General features: G+C 41.0%; 14 protein-coding genes. All 14 read right to left on the reverse strand.

The annotated features are described in order from the left end of the window. Positions 1–5: 5 nt before the first annotated feature. The gene (locus CEF16_RS06045; RefSeq protein ID WP_170031637.1) at positions 6–911 is read right to left on the reverse strand and encodes a sigma-E processing peptidase SpoIIGA; all 906 of its coding nucleotides are present in this window, start codon (positions 909–911) and stop codon (positions 6–8) included. A gap of 381 nt (positions 912–1,292) precedes the next feature. Further along, positions 1,293–2,465: a cell division protein FtsZ gene (gene ftsZ / locus CEF16_RS06050; protein ID WP_091582861.1), complete on the reverse strand. Its 1,173-nt coding sequence runs from the start codon at positions 2,463–2,465 to the stop codon at positions 1,293–1,295. 46 nt (positions 2,466–2,511) lie between these two features. After that, positions 2,512–3,798, reverse strand: a complete 1,287-nt coding sequence (gene ftsA, locus CEF16_RS06055) for a cell division protein FtsA (RefSeq protein ID WP_091582858.1) — start codon at positions 3,796–3,798, stop codon at positions 2,512–2,514. 221 nt (positions 3,799–4,019) lie between these two features. Next, the gene (locus tag CEF16_RS06060) at positions 4,020–4,361 is read right to left on the reverse strand and encodes a small basic family protein (RefSeq protein ID WP_091582855.1); all 342 of its coding nucleotides are present in this window, start codon (positions 4,359–4,361) and stop codon (positions 4,020–4,022) included. Between the two features lie 3 nt (positions 4,362–4,364). After that, the gene (locus tag CEF16_RS06065) at positions 4,365–5,075 is read right to left on the reverse strand and encodes a DUF881 domain-containing protein (protein WP_091582853.1); all 711 of its coding nucleotides are present in this window, start codon (positions 5,073–5,075) and stop codon (positions 4,365–4,367) included. 1 nt (position 5,076) lies between these two features. Further along, positions 5,077–5,775, reverse strand: a complete 699-nt coding sequence (locus tag CEF16_RS06070) for a DUF881 domain-containing protein (RefSeq protein ID WP_091582850.1) — start codon at positions 5,773–5,775, stop codon at positions 5,077–5,079. Further along, on the reverse strand, positions 5,759–6,589 hold the full coding sequence (locus CEF16_RS06075) for a cell division protein FtsQ/DivIB (protein WP_091582847.1): 831 nt from the start codon (positions 6,587–6,589) through the stop codon (positions 5,759–5,761). Before CEF16_RS06075 ends, CEF16_RS06070 begins: the two co-directional genes overlap by 17 nt. 499 nt (positions 6,590–7,088) lie before the next feature. After that, on the reverse strand, positions 7,089–7,997 hold the full coding sequence (murB, locus tag CEF16_RS06080) for a UDP-N-acetylmuramate dehydrogenase (RefSeq protein ID WP_091582844.1): 909 nt from the start codon (positions 7,995–7,997) through the stop codon (positions 7,089–7,091). Between the two features lie 72 nt (positions 7,998–8,069). Continuing rightward, entirely contained in the window at positions 8,070–9,164 is a 1,095-nt protein-coding gene (gene murG / locus CEF16_RS06085) for an undecaprenyldiphospho-muramoylpentapeptide beta-N-acetylglucosaminyltransferase (protein WP_091582842.1), read from the reverse strand. A 21-nt stretch (positions 9,165–9,185) separates the two neighbouring features. Beyond that, positions 9,186–10,295 (reverse strand): stage V sporulation protein E, encoded by a 1,110-nt coding sequence (gene spoVE, locus CEF16_RS06090; RefSeq protein ID WP_091582839.1) that lies wholly within the window; start codon positions 10,293–10,295, stop codon positions 9,186–9,188. Between the two features lie 96 nt (positions 10,296–10,391). Further along, positions 10,392–11,747, reverse strand: coding sequence for a UDP-N-acetylmuramoyl-L-alanine--D-glutamate ligase (gene murD, locus CEF16_RS06095; RefSeq protein WP_091582836.1), 1,356 nt, complete (start codon positions 11,745–11,747; stop codon positions 10,392–10,394). Beyond that, a complete protein-coding gene (gene mraY, locus CEF16_RS06100; protein WP_091582833.1) occupies positions 11,747–12,718 on the reverse strand; it encodes a phospho-N-acetylmuramoyl-pentapeptide-transferase in 972 nt (323 codons plus the stop codon). The genes murD and mraY overlap by 1 nt, the downstream gene beginning before the upstream one ends. A gap of 16 nt (positions 12,719–12,734) precedes the next feature. Continuing rightward, on the reverse strand, positions 12,735–14,213 hold the full coding sequence (locus CEF16_RS06105) for a UDP-N-acetylmuramoyl-L-alanyl-D-glutamate--2,6-diaminopimelate ligase (RefSeq protein ID WP_091582830.1): 1,479 nt from the start codon (positions 14,211–14,213) through the stop codon (positions 12,735–12,737). A gap of 362 nt (positions 14,214–14,575) precedes the next feature. Beyond that, positions 14,576–16,510 (reverse strand): stage V sporulation protein D, encoded by a 1,935-nt coding sequence (locus CEF16_RS06110; RefSeq protein ID WP_091582828.1) that lies wholly within the window; start codon positions 16,508–16,510, stop codon positions 14,576–14,578. Positions 16,511–16,562 lie beyond the last annotated feature (52 nt).

The raw sequence follows: 16,562 nt of genomic DNA on the forward strand, positions 1-16,562 counted from the left end.
TAGTTTTACGCACTTTCATGTGCAGAAGCCTGCAGAGGATCAGAAGGAAATATCATTTGAAAATCTTCATTTGAAGATAATGACTGCGACTCTAGACCGACTAATATCGTATCAAAATCAATTTGTCTTTCTTCATATTGAACCGTAACCAAATCTGGTTTCAATGCAAACATCATTTGCATATTTTGCCCTGCTGTTCTATAAGGAACCAGCCTCCACCTCCCTTCCCACCAGGTTACGTATTCTAAATCTTCGATCCGTTTATGGTGAAGCATATTCTGCAGCTGTTTAAACTGTTCTTCAGGCAGTTCTTTTTGCAATAAAGAAATTTGCATCACCATAACTGGCGACCGAGTGACCGGATCCTTTAATTGATTGCCCGTATCAATTAAAGCTTCGCCTTTCCAAGTTGTATTTTCTACTTTAATTGTCACTGTCGCTAACTTAGACCATTGCATTTTTCTAGCTGTTGTCGTGTTGTCTGTCCATTTAAATGTCAACCACAAAACAGGGACCGAAAACACAATAAGTATTATGGAAAAACTGCTGTACATCGAAGCAGCATACTCAGATAAAAATCCTTCTCTATGCTGCAAAGAAAAACGCATGGTTTCTATAGCTGTAATTGTCCCGGCTGCTAAGAAGCTCATAACGTAAAACATAAATAAACTTTGCAAAAAGGCGAAAAGAGACGGAAAACCAAACGCAGCGGAGACTAAAATAATAGATAACAAAACCTTGCCTAACGGATGCACCAGCCATAGCTCAAATGGAGTAAGTACAATAAAAATACTGCAGGATCCGATGACAGAAACGATAAACAGACGTTTTAATGAGAGTTTTCGTTTGATCAACCGCGCAGTCCCAGTGAATAACACAAGATGAATGATGACATTTAATCCAAATAACAAGTCAAGATAATATATTCATATCACCTTCTAGCATTCATCTGTTGATAGAGTATTTCCTATTATATATATAAACTATTTAAAAGTCTGTCAGTTCATGACAGTTTTTTTCTCTTCTTTTCAGTTATTTTGTCATTAGAAAAACGCCTCTTGAGAAATACGTCTAAATTCAGGGCAAGAGTATACTATTTTGATCCTTTAACAAAGTTAAATCTTCCTAAAGTGTTAGAAAAACTTGACTTACCGCCAAGTCCAATGGCGGAAGTCATTGTTTTGCTTATACTTTGATCCTTTAGCATAGTTAATCTTTCAAAGTACAAAAAGAGCTGTCCCTGTAAGCCAAAAAGTCGGCTTAAGGGACAGCCCTTGTAAAATATTCTAAGGTTATTTTCTTCTGCGGCGGTTGCGCAGAAATGTTGGTATATCTAATGTTTCTGTTTCTTCTTGCGGCTGCTGCTCTTTTACAGGTTCATTGACTTCTTCTTGTTGTGGCGGGCGTTCTTGCTGCTGAGCATTCATGCGCGGTGTTACTCCTGCAGCAGGCTGGCTTCGTCTTTGCTGTAGACTTGACTGCCGCTGCGTTTGTTTTTCCTGTTTTTCTTCATTATCTTCAAATCCGGTTGCAATGACAGTGACCACAATTTCATCATTTAAATTTTCATTAATAACAGAACCAAAAATCATATTCACTTCATGATCAGATGCATCTGAAACAATCTCTGCTGCTTCATGCACCTCAAATAAGCTGAGATTCGTTCCGCCTGTGATATTCATCAAGACTCCTTGTGCACCGTCCACTGACGTTTCTAGAAGAGGGCTTGATATCGCTTTTTTAGCGGCTTCTGCTGCTCTGTTTTCACCTGTAGCTATACCAATTCCCATTAACGCCGAACCTTTTTCACTCATAATGGTTTTCACATCAGCAAAATCAAGATTAATAAGACCCGGTACTGCAATTAAGTCTGATATACCTTGCACACCTTGACGGAGCACGTTATCCGCTTCGCGGAACGCTTCAAGCATTGGAGTATTTTTGTCTACTATTTCTAGTAATCGATCATTAGGAATAACAATTAACGTGTCTACTTTTTCTTTTAAGGCTGTAATGCCAGTGGAAGCCTGTCCGGAACGTTTCCGGCCTTCAAAGGTAAACGGCCTGGTTACAACACCAACCGTTAATGCGCCAATTTCTTTTGCTACTTCAGCAATAACAGGCGCTGCACCTGTACCGGTTCCGCCTCCCATACCAGCCGTTATAAATACCATATCTGCTCCCGTTAGAGCTTCTTCAATCTGTTCTTTGCTTTCTTCTGCTGCTTTCTTTCCAATTTCAGGGTTAGCGCCGGCACCAAGACCTCGCGTTAGTTTACCGCCAAGCTGAAGTTTGGTTTCAGCTTCTGATAATTGGAGAGCTTGGGCGTCGGTATTTACCGCAATAAACTCTACTCCCTGAAGACCATTTTCAATCATTCGATTTACAGCGTTGGAGCCGCCGCCGCCAACACCTATTACTTTAATTTGGGCTAGTTGTTCCATATCCATCTCAAATTCCAACATTCAAGGTCCTCCTAATTCATCAGTTCTATCCATGCAGCTTTGCACCTTATTCAAAGAATACTTTAAAGAAATTTTTCACCTTATTTTTCATTCCAGGGTCATCAGGATTTTTTTCTTGTTTTGGTGCTTTTTGCTGATTCGTGCTCTCTTCTGGTTCATTGTTCTTAGTAGAAGAAACCGAAGCAGCTGTCTCCTTACCCTGCATTTTAACATTTCGGTGAGCAAATTCAATCAGACCGATTCCTGTTGTATAAACAGGCTCTCTAACTCCGATATAGTCAGGAACAGCCATTCGGACATTATGGCGCAATACGTCCCTAGCAAGTTCAAGTGCTCCCGGTACCATGACAGATCCTCCCGTGAGTATATAACCTCCAGGAAGATCAGAAAAACCCATTTTATATACTTCATCATCAACCAGTTCTAATATTTCCTCTAAACGCGGCTCGATGATATGAGCTATTTCATATTGAGAGTATTCTTCCGTATTTTCATTGCCAATTGTTTTCATTTCGAAAGTAACTTCATCAGAGGCCTCATCAATAAAGGCATGTCCTTGTTCTTTTTTTACTCTCTCCGCTTCTTCTGTGGTCGTGCGAAGTCCAACAGAGATATCGTTAGTAATATGATCTCCGCCGATTGCTAATACGGACATAGCCTGCATCATTCCGTTTTGGAAAACAGAGATGGTCGTAGAGCCTCCGCCAACATCCACAAGTGCTACTCCTAAAGACTTTTCATCTTTAGATAGAGCTACAGTGCCTGCAGCAAGGGGCTGCAAACAAATATCAGCAACTTCTAGTCCAGCTTTTTCTACGCATCGAAGCAAATTATGTAATGCTGTTTTAGCTCCTGTAATAATTATTCCCTCTAATTCAAGGCGGACTCCAAGCATTCCCCGCGGATCATTGATTCCTTCTAGACCATCTACAATAAACTGTGTTGGAATAACATCAATGACTTCTCGTTCAGGCGGGATCGACAATACTTGAGCTGCATCCATTACGCGCTCAATATCATCATTTCTGATTTCTCGGTCAGGGCTCGAAACGGCAACTACTCCACTGCATGCCTGCATATCAATATGATTGCCATTCACTCCCACAATTACTTGATCCACCTGAAGTCCTACCATACGTTCTGCTTGATCGACAGCCTGTTGGATTGACCTTACTGTTTCATCGATATCAACAATAGCTCCTTTTTTTAATCCGGTGGAAGGAGCATTGCCTACTCCTATCACTTTTAAGGAGCCTCCGGACATTTCTCCTATTATAACTCGAACGCCGGACGTACCGATATCAAGGCTGACATAGATATCTTCGTTGTTCATGTATTGGCACCTCCCGTTGCATATCTTAACTGCATCTATTATTCTTTCTTTTTCTGTTTTTTTCACCTTCCTTCCATCTTAGCATGTGAAAAGATGGTTGGTGTGAAAAAACTAACAAAAAATTATTTACGATTGTTTTTCAATATTATTACACTTCAACAACTAAAGTTGAAATCCTTTGAATAAGAGTGAAAAACTATTCAGCAAGTTTCAAAGATCCATTATTTTATCTTCCACTGTTTTAAAAGCTCTCGTCTCATTATAGCAATATTTCGAAAAAGCCTTACACCAAAAGCAAAAACTGCTGCTAAGTATAAGTCTACACCAAGTTGGTCCCCCAGAAAAGCTAAACTTAAAGCAAAAAAAAGATTTATAATTAAACCAGAAATGAATAAGGAATCTTCAAATTCTTTTTCCAAACTGGCTTTACACCCGCCAACCAATGTATCTAAAACTGCTAAAATGGCTATGGTGATATAAACTGAATATCCAGCAGGAATGTGAACACCTGTCAATAATCCAATCACGACTCCTAGAAACACACCGACGACTGGCAGCCACATGACCTAGTCCTCCTCTACTGCTTCCATATGACGCACTCTTCGTATTTCATCATAAGCAGGAATGGTTACTTCGTCTTTCACTGTTGAGACGGGCTCCACATTTTCAAATGAAAAATATTCCGCCGACTCTGAAACAATAAATTGGTTATGAACTTGTTCTGGGTCATCAGCAATTATTTTTATTTGGACAGGCAATGCCGGCAGTCTATTTCCATTAATGTGAGCTGCCCCTCCAATGTCACGGAAAGCAGTCGTTTCCAAAATTCTTTCTCCTTCAATGGAAATTTCTTTCGCTCCGAAACTATATAGTTCATTCACAAGACGGCGAAGTAGTACAGGTGTTAAACTCACTTCACTGCTGCTTGTATTAGCATGAGTTGCACCTGCTTTCTTCAATTCTATGGTGATGCCTGGCCCGCTCACTTCTGTAAGACCTGCTTTTTCTTCAAGATTAGCTACGGCTTCTTTCATTGCAAACTCTCTGCTGTTTTTCTGTTCAGCTTTATATTCTTCAAGTAAACGTTCATTTTCTCTTATTCTTTCATATAACTCCTGCCTATGCTCTTGTTCTTCTCGAAGGGTCTGCCGCAGCTCTAGAATATCCCTGCTGTTGTCTGCTGCATTCGTTGGAGAGATATTTTGCAGCTGAGTTACAGCGGCAAAACCAACTCCAACACTCACAACAAGAAGGATTGCTTTTATTATGAAACCCATATTATTCACTCTCTCCTACTACGGCTTCCATCATCACTTGATTTTGTTTTTGTGTACGTACTTCTACATTCTCATTAACAAGCTTGTCCTTCACTCCGCCAGATAACTCCAGTGCCGCTTCAAGTTGTTCAGGGTCTCCTACAGCCTGGATCACAAAAGGAGCAGCAGACGTGCTGCTGTCCACTTTAATCACAGGGCCGATACATTGAATATAAGAATTTCGAGTAATACGAAACCCATTAATAGAAATAGCTTCTGCATCTGCTAACACTAATTCATCTACAACTTCTTGTATATGGCGCTCGTGAACTATGTAATCATTAGGGTTGCTGCCATCCGGCACATATGTATGATCATTAAGTGTTACTTCTATTCCGGGCCCCTTTACCGGTACTTCTCCCGTTAGCATACGCAGTCTTTCTAGATCTTCTACCAAATTAAAAGAAGACACTTCTTCCCCGGCAATCTCTTCTTCTATTTCCCGAACTTCCCCTTGCAGAGTACGCCATTCTTCTTCTAATTCCTTGTTTTGTTCCTGTTCTTCTAATACGGAATTTCGCAGCCGGTCTTCTTCCCACAATGCTTGTCCTTCTTCTACTATATTATTTTTTTCCGCTGCCGTTTGATAAGATAGTGTTAATAAAAAACCTAGCACCATAAATAATATAGTGAGCATCCGGACTTCACTCTTCTTCAACATTTTCCTCCTCTCCAGCGCTTTCTGCTTCGGTTTCTTCTATGCCTTCTGATTCTTCCGTTTCATCTGTTTCTTCCTCCGTGCTTTCAAAATAAGGGCTCATTTTCATATGAAGCACACCTGGCGTATTTGGGCTGATCTCTCTTGCCACAGAAGGATACGAAGACATATAACTTGCAAAATTATGGATGGTGGTGGCTACTTCTATGCCATCATTCATATATAAAACAAGTGAACCGCTGTCTTCTTCTTGTACATAAGACACTTCTGAAATCCGGTTTAATATCCCTTCGCCTAGTTGACTTAATTCTTGCGCAAAGGCTTTAAGCAGTCTTTCTTCCTCAAAGTTTTGCAGAACCGGAGCGTCTGCCGGAAGAACAGAAGTAGTATTGTCATGAAGGACCTCTCCATTTTTCAAGATCGGGATGTACTGATCTCCGGTTTCTACATAAGCCATCCGTTTATATTCGTCTATATCAATTTGAATTGTAGAGGGGAATGATCTGCTTACTGCAGCATCTTCTACCTCAGTAAATTCTTTTAATTTAGCTGCTGTTTTTCCCGTATCTATATTCCATATACTTATGCCTTCCTGAATTTCGCTTGCGTTAATAATTTCTTCTTTGTCTACATGGACATTCCCATCAACCTGAATATTCCTTACATGACTTAAAGGTGATTGAAAATAAATAACCATTAAAATCAGAATAAAAAAGATGGAAAGATATATGATCAAGCGTCGGTTAGACCTCTTCTTCCGCTTCTCTTTCAGAGCAGGAATACGATCATCAATTGTCACTACCTTTTTATCCGGCATCTTTTTTATCCCTCCTTAAGTAAAGCGCAAGCGCCCTTGTTTTAAATGACGTTCGGCTAAGTTCCTCACGTCCTGTGAGAACGCCGAACTGGCTTGCCCTGGATGGGCTGACTTCTCCGTTGTGAATTCGTCGCCAAAAACGCCACGTCCTGTGGCATTGGCGACATTAGTACGTCCTGTACGTCGACGTTCACGCCTTTAGCAGAAGTTCCTTTTTCCTGGGAGCCCCCGACAGGTAAATGTTCTCCAGGCAATAAAGGGGCTCTTTGCCTTTAATGAACTGGAGGTTATTTAACCCGAGAGGTTGAGCGCTGAAACTAGACATCAAAGCGCAAAATTTTATACTTTCCTATCTGATTAGAAAAACTCGGCTTACCACCGAGTCCTATGGCGGAAGTCGTTTTTTTACTTATACTTTGTTCCTTTATCAAAGTTAAACATTCCTAAAGTATAAGAAAAGCGGAAGCACACTGATTTAATTTCCAAATAAGACAGGCGGTTACGCCTGTCTTTTTACGAGCTCCACCTCTGTATTCATATCTACCTGATACCGATCACGAATGGTGTCTTGTACATGCTTTATAATCGCTAACACATCAGCTGCTTTGGCTTCATTCACATTAACAATAAAATTCCCGTGAAGCTCTGAGATTTGTGCACCTCCAACCTGGTATCCTTTTAAGCCGGCTTTTTCTATTAAAGCGCCGGCATGATCTGGCAGCGGGTTACGAAACACACTGCCTGCACAGGGATAATTCCATGGCTGGGTTTCACGGCGATAACTTTTATGGCCTTGCATTTCTTCTACAATTGACTTTTTATCGCCTTGTTTCATTTGAAGTTTAGCTTCAACACAAATTCCTTTCTCTTTTTGCAGCCGAGAGGTGCGATAGGAAAAGTTCATATCTTCGTTATTTACCCATTCTAATCTTCCGTCAGGAAATAACACTCGCGCTTCTATTAAAATATTCGACATATCTGAACCATGAGCACCAGCATTCATAAAGACAGCACCACCAACGGTTCCAGGAATTCCACCCGCAAATTCAAGTCCCGAAAGACCCTCTTTACTAATAATAGTAGCAAGTTTAATAAAAGAGTACCCGCCGCCAACACGAAGAGTTTCCCCTTCTATCTCCAAATGACTAATATTTTGGCCCAGTTTTATAACTGCTCCTTCGACTCCATCATCATCTACAAGCAAGTTCGATCCTCTGCCAATAGCTCTCCACGGAAGATTATTTTTGTTTATAATTTCCATCGTTTTAACAAGCCCATCTATGCCGTCCGGTTCGATAAAAATATCGGCTGGGCCGCCTATTTTCCAAGTAGTATGTTTGGAAAGCGGTTCTTTTCCCACTACTTTTCCGACATTTTCCTTTTCTAATTCATTTATTATTTCTTTCATTACCTTCTGATAACCTCCTTTTTTAAGAAGATAAAAACAAATGGAGTTGTTTTCCCATTCCCTTTTTTCTTATTAGGGCGTCATTAATTCTTCCATTAACCGGTATATGTTTTCAGCAGCACGAGGCGCAGCTAATTTTAACGCGGATTTATGCATGGTTTGCCATTTTTCATCATTTGCTAATACCTCATCTATATCTTGTAATAATATATTTGCATCCAATTCTTTTTCCGCCCGTAATATCGCAGCTCCGTTATCACTTAATGCTCTTGCATTTTTTTCTTGATGATTGTTTGTTACATACGGACTTGGAATAAGAATGGATGGCAGACCTAAAGCTGTAATTTCTGCCAGTGTAGTTGCGCCAGCTCTTGTAACCATGAGGTCTGCATGAGAAAGAACAGCAGGCATATTATGAATAAACGGTTTAATCACGACATTCTCCGGATTTCCAGCTTTTTTCACTTCTTCTATTACTTTATCATAATGAGCAGATCCAGTTACATACAAATATTGCCATTTTTTACTGCCTACAGTAGGTAATGCTTTAAGAAAAGCTTCATTTATAGGTCTTGCACCGCGGCTGCCTCCCACAATGACAACTGTTTTCTTTTCTTCTTTCAATCCTAACTCAGGCAGTGGATTTTTCGGTTTCTCTCCTGAAACTTCTGATGCTCTTGGGTTTCCCGTGTAAGTTACTTTTTCAGAAGGGAAGAAGTGCGAGGATTCCTCAAATGACACAGCCACTTTATCTACATACCTGCTTAAAAATTTATTGGTAAGGCCAGGCACACTATTTTGCTCATGAATAATGGCAGGGACTCCCATCTTTGAAGCAGCATAAACAACAGGACCAGCTACATAACCGCCGGTTCCTATAACAATATCGGCTCCAAAGTCTTCAATTATTTTTTTTGCTTTACGTGTTCCTCGAATAAAACGCCATACAGTTTTAACATTATGCAATGATAGTTTACGCCGGAATCCGCTAATCGTGATGGTTTTAATTGGGATTCCAGCTCTTGGTACAATGTCGCTTTCTAGTCCATTTTCAGTTCCTATATATAAACATTCACTGTGCGGTGCAAATTTCTTTATCTCTTTTACAAGCGCAAGTGCCGGGTATATATGACCTCCGGTTCCACCACCTGTCACAATTACTTTCATAACATCCTCCTGATTCATTATCTAACGATGATAATTCGTTCGATACCTCGTAATATTTAATAGTATACCAACAGCTACCAACATAAGTGTAAGAGAAGACCCTCCATAACTTAAAAACGGAAGGGTAATTCCCGTTACAGGAAACAGGCCAGTAACGACCCCGATATTTATCAGAACCTGTATAAATATCATGCCGCATATGCCCGTTGCAAGAAATGCTCCAAACATATCTGGAGCAGTAAGAGCTGTAGCAATTCCTCTCCATAACAGTATTCCAAAAAGGATTAGCACAAAACCAGCCCCAATAAAGCCAGCTTCTTCTGCCAATATAGCAAAAATAAAATCCGTTTGAGGTTCCGGAAGGTAATAATATTTTTGTCTACTGTCTCCAAACCCTAATCCAAATAAACCTCCAGGTCCAACGGCATATAGCGATTGAATAATTTGAAAACCTGCTCCTAATGGATCTGACCATGGATCTAAAAAAGAAGTAATACGCTGTATGCGGTAAGGAGCAGATAATATCAAACCAGCAAACCCAGCAATACCCAATGCACCTAGAAAAACAAAGTGACGAATACGGGCTCCTGCAACAAATAATAAAACGAAACAAGTTCCAGCCATAACCGTACCTGTACCAAGATCAGGCTGAAGCATGATTAAGCCAAAAGCTGTGAATATAAGCAGAAGTGAAGGCAGCATCCCTTTTCTAAAGGAAGTTATTTTTTTATGGTGCTCCATTAAAAAATGGGCCAAAAAAATAATCATTCCAAGTTTCATAAATTCAGAAGGCTGAATAGAAAAGGCTCCGGCTCCAATCCAGCTTCGTGCTCCGCCCCGTACCATCCCGATACCTGGGACGAGTACAGCTATTAACAAGAAAAAGCAAATGACCAGAATAACAACGGACCAGCGCTGCCAAAACCAATAATCTATTTTGGAAATGAATATCATTGCTGCCACACCAACACCGGCGAAAATAAGCTGTCTTTTTAAAAAGTAGAATGAATCCCCTTGTACAAATTCACCCCATACAGAGCTTGCACTATATACCATGAAAAGTCCGGCTGCGAGCAATCCTATAACTGCAGCAAGCAGTACCGTATCTAAAGGGCGTACCGTTTTTTCCATTTCCGTTCACCTCTCGCTTACATTGAACTGTTCTTCTTTCAATGTATGCTTTTAAGAGGTGAACATGCTTACCTGCTCGGACTCCCCCGCGTTAATTTACGTTTGCTTCAAATTTTCTACTGCTTTTATATATTGACTTCCTCGTTCTTCAAACGTCTTAAATTGATCCCAGCTTGCACAAGCAGGTGAGAGAAGCAAAATATCTTTTTCGTCTGTAAATGAGTAGGCTTCGCTCACTGCTTCATCTAGTGACTCCACGACTGAAATATTTTCTACGCCAGCACATTGAGCTGCCTTTTTAAGCTTATCTTTTGTTTGTCCGTAGAACACAGCTGCTTTAACCGTTTTTAAGGAAGGAATCAGGTCATCGAAACCATTGCCGCGATCAAGTCCTCCAGCGATTAAAATAACTGGATCTTCAAAGGCTTCTATCGCTTTTTGGGTAGAAAGTATATTTGTCGCTTTTGAATCATTGTAAACTTTACGGCCAGAGACCTCTCCGACATATTGCAGCCGATGTTCAATTCCTTTAAAATTTCTTAGCACTTCACGTACCGCAGATAAACTTGCACCATGAAGCATTGCTCCAGCTATAGCAGCCAGCATATTTTCCTGATTATGCTTACCTGGCAGTGCCGCTTCGCTTAAGGGAAGTACTTCTTTATTTTGAAAGTAAAGAGACCCATTTTGCACGCAGGCTCCCGTACTTACCCATTTTGAAACAGAAAATGGGATTAATTGAGCCTTTGATTTTTCAGCAAGATCGGCTGCTGACTGGATGTCGGCATTATATACTGCATAATCATCAGGGCCCATATTGGCAAAAATTTTCCCCTTAGAATACTCATAATCTTCCCGTCCGCCGTGATAATCAAGATGAGCATCAAAGACATTTAAAAGCACTGCTGTGCGAGGGTGAAAATGTTCGGTTCCCTTTAATTGAAAGCTCGATACTTCTGTAACCATTACTTCTTCTTCTTGGACAGTTTGGGCTACTGTACATGCTACTTTACCGATGTTGCCAGCAATATGAGCAGGAACAGCGCTCTTTTTTAACATGTCATAAATAAGGGTTGTAGTAGTGGTTTTTCCGTTTGAACCTGTAATAGCTAGGATATCACCTTTCGAAACAAAGTCTGCCAGCTCAATTTCTGTCACTACTGGCAGTCCTAGAGAAAGTGCCTTTTCTATCAGAGGAGTGTCATATCGTATTCCTGGATTTTTCACTACATAATCAACTGAATCATCCAACAAAGACAGGGGATGGCTTCCTGACACAAGTTTTATGCCTTCCCTTTCTAATTCTTGTTCTTCAGCTGTTCCTTGAAGATTTTTAGCGTCATTTACTATTACCTCAGCACCTAATGTATTTAATAGTTTTGCAGCTGCCATCCCGCTTTTAGCAAGGCCAAGTACCAGTACGTTTTTTCCGTTAAACCAGCTTTTATTCATTATACCCACACCTCAATATATATCCCGAGTACAGCACAAACCATTCCAACAGCCCAAAAAGTGACTACAACGCGCCACTCAGACCATCCTGTCAGTTCAAAATGATGATGAATCGGGCTCATTTTAAAGATTCTTTTACCTCTTAATTTAAAAGAAAGTACTTGCATAATAACCGATAGTGTTTCAGCAACAAACACACCGCCGATTAAGATCAACAACAGTTCAAGTTTCGTGAGGATGGCAAGAGATGCAATTGCTCCACCAAGGGCAAGAGACCCAGTATCTCCCATAAATACTTTTGCTGGATGGGCATTAAACACTAAAAAGCCTAAAACAGCGCCCACAACAGTGGAAGCAAATACAGCCGCTTCTCCCATGTCTGCATTCCATGCAAGTACGGCAAATGCCCCAAACGCAATTGCTCCCGTTCCTGCCAAGAGTCCATCAAGTCCATCGGTTAAATTGACAGCATTCGATGCTCCTACAAGCATAACGATGACAAGTACCACATAAAACCAGCCAAATTCAAGTGACCAGCTCGTTCCTGGAATAGAAACAGAAGTATCAAAATTACCATTGTTTAAAACGAGAAAAAAGATAAAAGCAATAACAAGCTGTCCAGCCAATTTTTGTTTTGACGTTAAACCGAGATTTCTTTTTTTTGTAATTTTAATAAAGTCATCTAAAAATCCTAACAGACCAAACCCAATTGTGACCAATAAAAGGAGAAACGCTTCGGTGCTGAATTCCATCTTTACCGCTTGTATAATAAGGGTAACGACCAGAATGGATAGAAGGATCATGACACCGCCCATCGTAGGGGTCCCGCCTTTTTTTATATGTGATTTCGGTCCTTCTTCTCTTATGCTCTGCCCAAATTTCAACCTTTTTAAAAGCGGAATAAATAGCGGGGAGAAAATAACAGTTAATATAAAAGCTGCGACAAGTGCTAGAAATATTGTTGTTAACATGACATATCCTCCTTTCTTATTGTCTGCCTTGTTTTATATCTATGATGGCTTTTTCTGCTTCTTTCCGATCATCGAAGTCTAACACGTTTTCTCCGATCACTTGGTAGGTTTCGTGGCCTTTTCCAGCAATTAAAATAACATCATTGTCGTTTGCTCGTTCAACAGCATAACGAATCGCTTCTCTTCGGTCCGCAATAACGGTATAATCATCCTTTTGCTGCACCCCGCTTACCATTTGATCAAGAATTTGCTTAGGATCTTCATTTCTTGGATTATCAGATGTGAAAATTGCATGATGACTGTATCTCACAGCAATTTTAGCCATTTCGGGCCGCTTGGATGCATCTCGGTCTCCTCCGCATCCTGCAATCACATAAATGCTGCCATTTGCCATATCCTGTAACGTTTGTAACACATTTTCCAAACTATCTGGTGTATGTGCATAATCAACAATAACAGCATATGGCTGACCAGCATCGACTGGTTCAAAACGACCAGCTACTCCGCTTACTTTACTCAAAGCATTTTTTATTGTGTCAAGCCCAACCCCTTCTGCCAAACAAGCACCAGCAGCAGCAAGCGCATTGTAAACACTGAAACGGCCAATTAAAGAAAGTTCAATTTCTCTCTCTCCCCACGGTGTTACCAAGGTAAACGTCGTGCCAGCCGGCGAAATGTTTACATCTAATGCTTGAATGTCACTTGTCTGATCAATTCCGTATGTAAGAACAGGAGCAGCACACATTTTTTCAAAATCCTCCGAAGCAGCATCATCTGCATTCAGGACGGCTGTTTTGCGCTCTCCATCATACGTGTTTCCAAGCTGAGAAAACAAGAGACCCTTGGCCTGTTTATATGCTTCCATTGTTTGATGATAATCTAAATGATCCTTTGTCAGATTTGTAAAGACGGCTGTATTAAAATCACTGCCTCTCACTCGGCCAAGATCAAGGGCATGTGATGACACTTCCATTACACAACTGTCGACTTGTGAAGAGGCCATTTCTGAAAACAGCTCTTGCAATGGCAGTGATTCTGGCGTGGTATTTTTCGTTTCAGCTTTCTTTGCACCAATTTTTGTATACATGGTGCCGATCAAACCCGTATTACGCTTATCTTCTTGTAAAATTGTTACAACTAAATGGCTGGTGGTTGTTTTTCCGTTCGTTCCAGTGATTCCAATTAAACGGAACTTGGTAGTCGGGTGGTCAAAAAACATATTTGCCATTATGGCCATTGCTCGTTTTGAATCTTTAACGAGGACTACGGGAATACTAACATTAAGTTTTTCTTCGGCTACGATAGCGCTGGCTCCTTGTTTTTCTGCCTGCTCGGCAAATTGATGGCCATCTACGGTATAGCCTCGAATACAAAAAAACAAGCCGCCTTTTTTTACTTCACGGGAATCCATATGTATAGAAGTAATAGATGGATTTTCATTAGGTATTATTTTTTCATCAAGCAAATGACTTGTTAAGTCTTTTAATTTTTTCATTGTAAATCTCTCCTGAAACATAAAATAGTAAGAAAAGCGCAAGCACCCTTGTCAGCCTTGACAGGTAAATGTTCTCCAGGCAATAAAGGCGCTCTTTGCCTTTAATGACTGGAGGTTATTTAACCCCGAGAGGCTGGGCGCTGAAGCTCGACACCAAAGCGCAAAATTTTATACTTTCCTATCTTATTAGAAAAACGTAGCTTACCGCCAAGTCAAAATGGCCGAAGACGTAGTCTTACTTATACTTTGATCCTTTAACAAAGTTAAACATTCCTAAAGTATTAGAAAAGCGCATATAAAGATAGGATACCGGCTGAACCGTAATGGAAAGCAGCCGGCTTTCAAAAGACGTCCTTTCTATTTTAATCGGAAGAATCTGTTTTGTCACCAAGGTAAAGTCTAATTGTTGCACCTTCTTTCACTTTTTCCCCTGCTTTCGGAGACTGAGAAACAATTACAGGCCCTTCACCTTCTGTTTCAATATTAAGCGGATAATAAGCATCATGAAGCTCTTTTAACGTTAACCCGGTCATATCAGGCATTTCCATAAGCACATCATCATTCCAAGCTAAATCTTTTTCAATTTGCTCGCTTCTTCTTTCTACTCCCATTACCGTTAAACTATCTTCTATAATGTTTCCAACAATCGGAGCAGCTACAATACCACCAAACTGCAGCGTGTCCTTTGGATTGTCGATCGCTGTATAGACGACAATTTCCGGATCGTCTGCAGGCGCAAATCCAATAAAAGATACGATATGGTTATTTTCTAAATATTTACCACCTACTGCTTTTTGAGCTGTACCTGTTTTCCCGCCGACTCTATACCCGTCCGCAAATGCTCCTTTTCCTGTACCTTTAGCTACGACGTGCTCTAAAGCATTTCTAACTTCTGCTGAGGTGTCCTCAGAAATGACCCGTTTTTTCATAACAGGAGGATGAGACTCTTTCACCTGTCCGGTAACGGGGTCCAGCCATTCTTTTGCTAAATGAGGTTCATACAAATATCCGCCGTTCACAGCTGCCGATACAGCCGCCACTTGCTGCAGCGGGGTAACCGAAACGCCTTGACCGAATGCGGTTGTCGCTAGCTCAAGCGGCCCGACATTTTCTTCATCAAACAAAATACCCTTTCCCTCTCCCTGCAGGTCGATGCCAGTTTTTTGCCCAAACCCAAAATTTTCAATGTAGTCAAATAGCGTTTCCTTCCCAAGCCTCTCTCCTAATACGACAAAGCCAGGGTTGCAGGAGTTTTGAACAACTTCTAAAAATGACTGCTCACCGTGGCCGCCTTTCTTCCAGCAGCGAAGCTTCGTTCCGTTTACTTCAATATAGCCCGGATCGTGGAAATGATCATGCTCAAGGTCGACCTTGCCTTCTTCTAATGCTGCTGCAAGTGTAATGATCTTAAACGTAGAACCCGGTTCATACTGGGACCAAACCGGCTTATTCTGGTTATAGATTTCCGGCGGAACTTCCCTGTATTCTTCTGGATGAAAATCAGGCCGGCTGCTCATTCCTAAAATCTCGCCCGAATCCGGGTCCATTGCTATGGCAAGTGCTCCGTCCGGATCATATGTTGCCTCTGCTATATCGAGTTCTCTCTCTATTATAGTCTGGACTCTAGAATCAATTGTTAACCTTAAATTTTCCCCTTTTTCTGGACGTTTGTACTGATCTGCCATGCCCTGCATACGCTGGCCTTTTGCATCCGAAAAGAAGGACACTCGTCCTGGTACACCTTTTAACTTCTCATCATAATATTGTTCAATCCCTGTCAGTCCTTGGTTGTCAATCCCCGCGAAACCAAGAACGTGGGAAAGATATTTCCCTTTCGGATAGTGGCGTTTATTGTCTTCTGCAATATAAATCCCTTCTATTTCAAGGTCTCTTACTTCTTTTGCTTTTTCTTTGCTGATTTTTCGTCCTTCAGGGGTAAGGCGGACCATCCGTTCATTTTGGGTAACCCACCCATGGGCTTTCTCAACGCTCACACCGAGTACTTCTGCTAGCTTTTGTGCGGCATCGTCCGGGTCTTCAATTTGTCTTGGCACAGCCAAAACGGAAGGGGCACTTACATTTGTTGCAAGAACTTCTCCATTCCGATCAATAATCTCCCCGCGTTCTGCTTCAAATGGAACATCTCTGCTCCAAGAATCCTCTGCTAATTCAGTCAGCCACTCTCCCATGGAAAATTGAACATAGCCAAGGCGTATGAGAAGAATCATTATTGCAAGCCCGCCTGCAATGAGTACAAAAAAAAGTCTTTTTCTAACCGTTACAAATGATACGCGCATGTCCGAAACACCACCATAAGGTTGATAGTAAAAAGAAAAATATCTGCCTCTT

It is taken from the genome of Alteribacillus bidgolensis, from assembly GCF_002886255.1.
In the GTDB taxonomy this organism is placed as follows: domain Bacteria; phylum Bacillota; class Bacilli; order Bacillales; family Marinococcaceae; genus Alteribacillus; species Alteribacillus bidgolensis.

Coding starts and splice junctions, on each gene's coding strand:
- ftsZ (WP_091582861.1), bottom strand. CDS start 2,465: ATGTTGGAATTTGAGATGGATATGGAACAACTAGCCCAAATTAAAGTA.
- ftsA (WP_091582858.1), bottom strand. CDS start 3,798: ATGAACAACGAAGATATCTATGTCAGCCTTGATATCGGTACGTCCGGC.
- CEF16_RS06060 (WP_091582855.1), bottom strand. CDS start 4,361: ATGTGGCTGCCAGTCGTCGGTGTGTTTCTAGGAGTCGTGATTGGATTA.
- CEF16_RS06065 (WP_091582853.1), bottom strand. CDS start 5,075: ATGGGTTTCATAATAAAAGCAATCCTTCTTGTTGTGAGTGTTGGAGTT.
- CEF16_RS06070 (WP_091582850.1), bottom strand. CDS start 5,775: ATGTTGAAGAAGAGTGAAGTCCGGATGCTCACTATATTATTTATGGTG.
- CEF16_RS06075 (WP_091582847.1), bottom strand. CDS start 6,589: ATGCCGGATAAAAAGGTAGTGACAATTGATGATCGTATTCCTGCTCTG.
- murB (WP_091582844.1), bottom strand. CDS start 7,997: ATGAAAGAAATAATAAATGAATTAGAAAAGGAAAATGTCGGAAAAGTA.
- murG (WP_091582842.1), bottom strand. CDS start 9,164: ATGAAAGTAATTGTGACAGGTGGTGGAACCGGAGGTCATATATACCCG.
- spoVE (WP_091582839.1), bottom strand. CDS start 10,295: ATGGAAAAAACGGTACGCCCTTTAGATACGGTACTGCTTGCTGCAGTT.
- murD (WP_091582836.1), bottom strand. CDS start 11,747: ATGAATAAAAGCTGGTTTAACGGAAAAAACGTACTGGTACTTGGCCTT.
- mraY (WP_091582833.1), bottom strand. CDS start 12,718: ATGTTAACAACAATATTTCTAGCACTTGTCGCAGCTTTTATATTAACT.
- CEF16_RS06105 (WP_091582830.1), bottom strand. CDS start 14,213: ATGAAAAAATTAAAAGACTTAACAAGTCATTTGCTTGATGAAAAAATA.
- CEF16_RS06110 (WP_091582828.1), bottom strand. CDS start 16,510: ATGCGCGTATCATTTGTAACGGTTAGAAAAAGACTTTTTTTTGTACTC.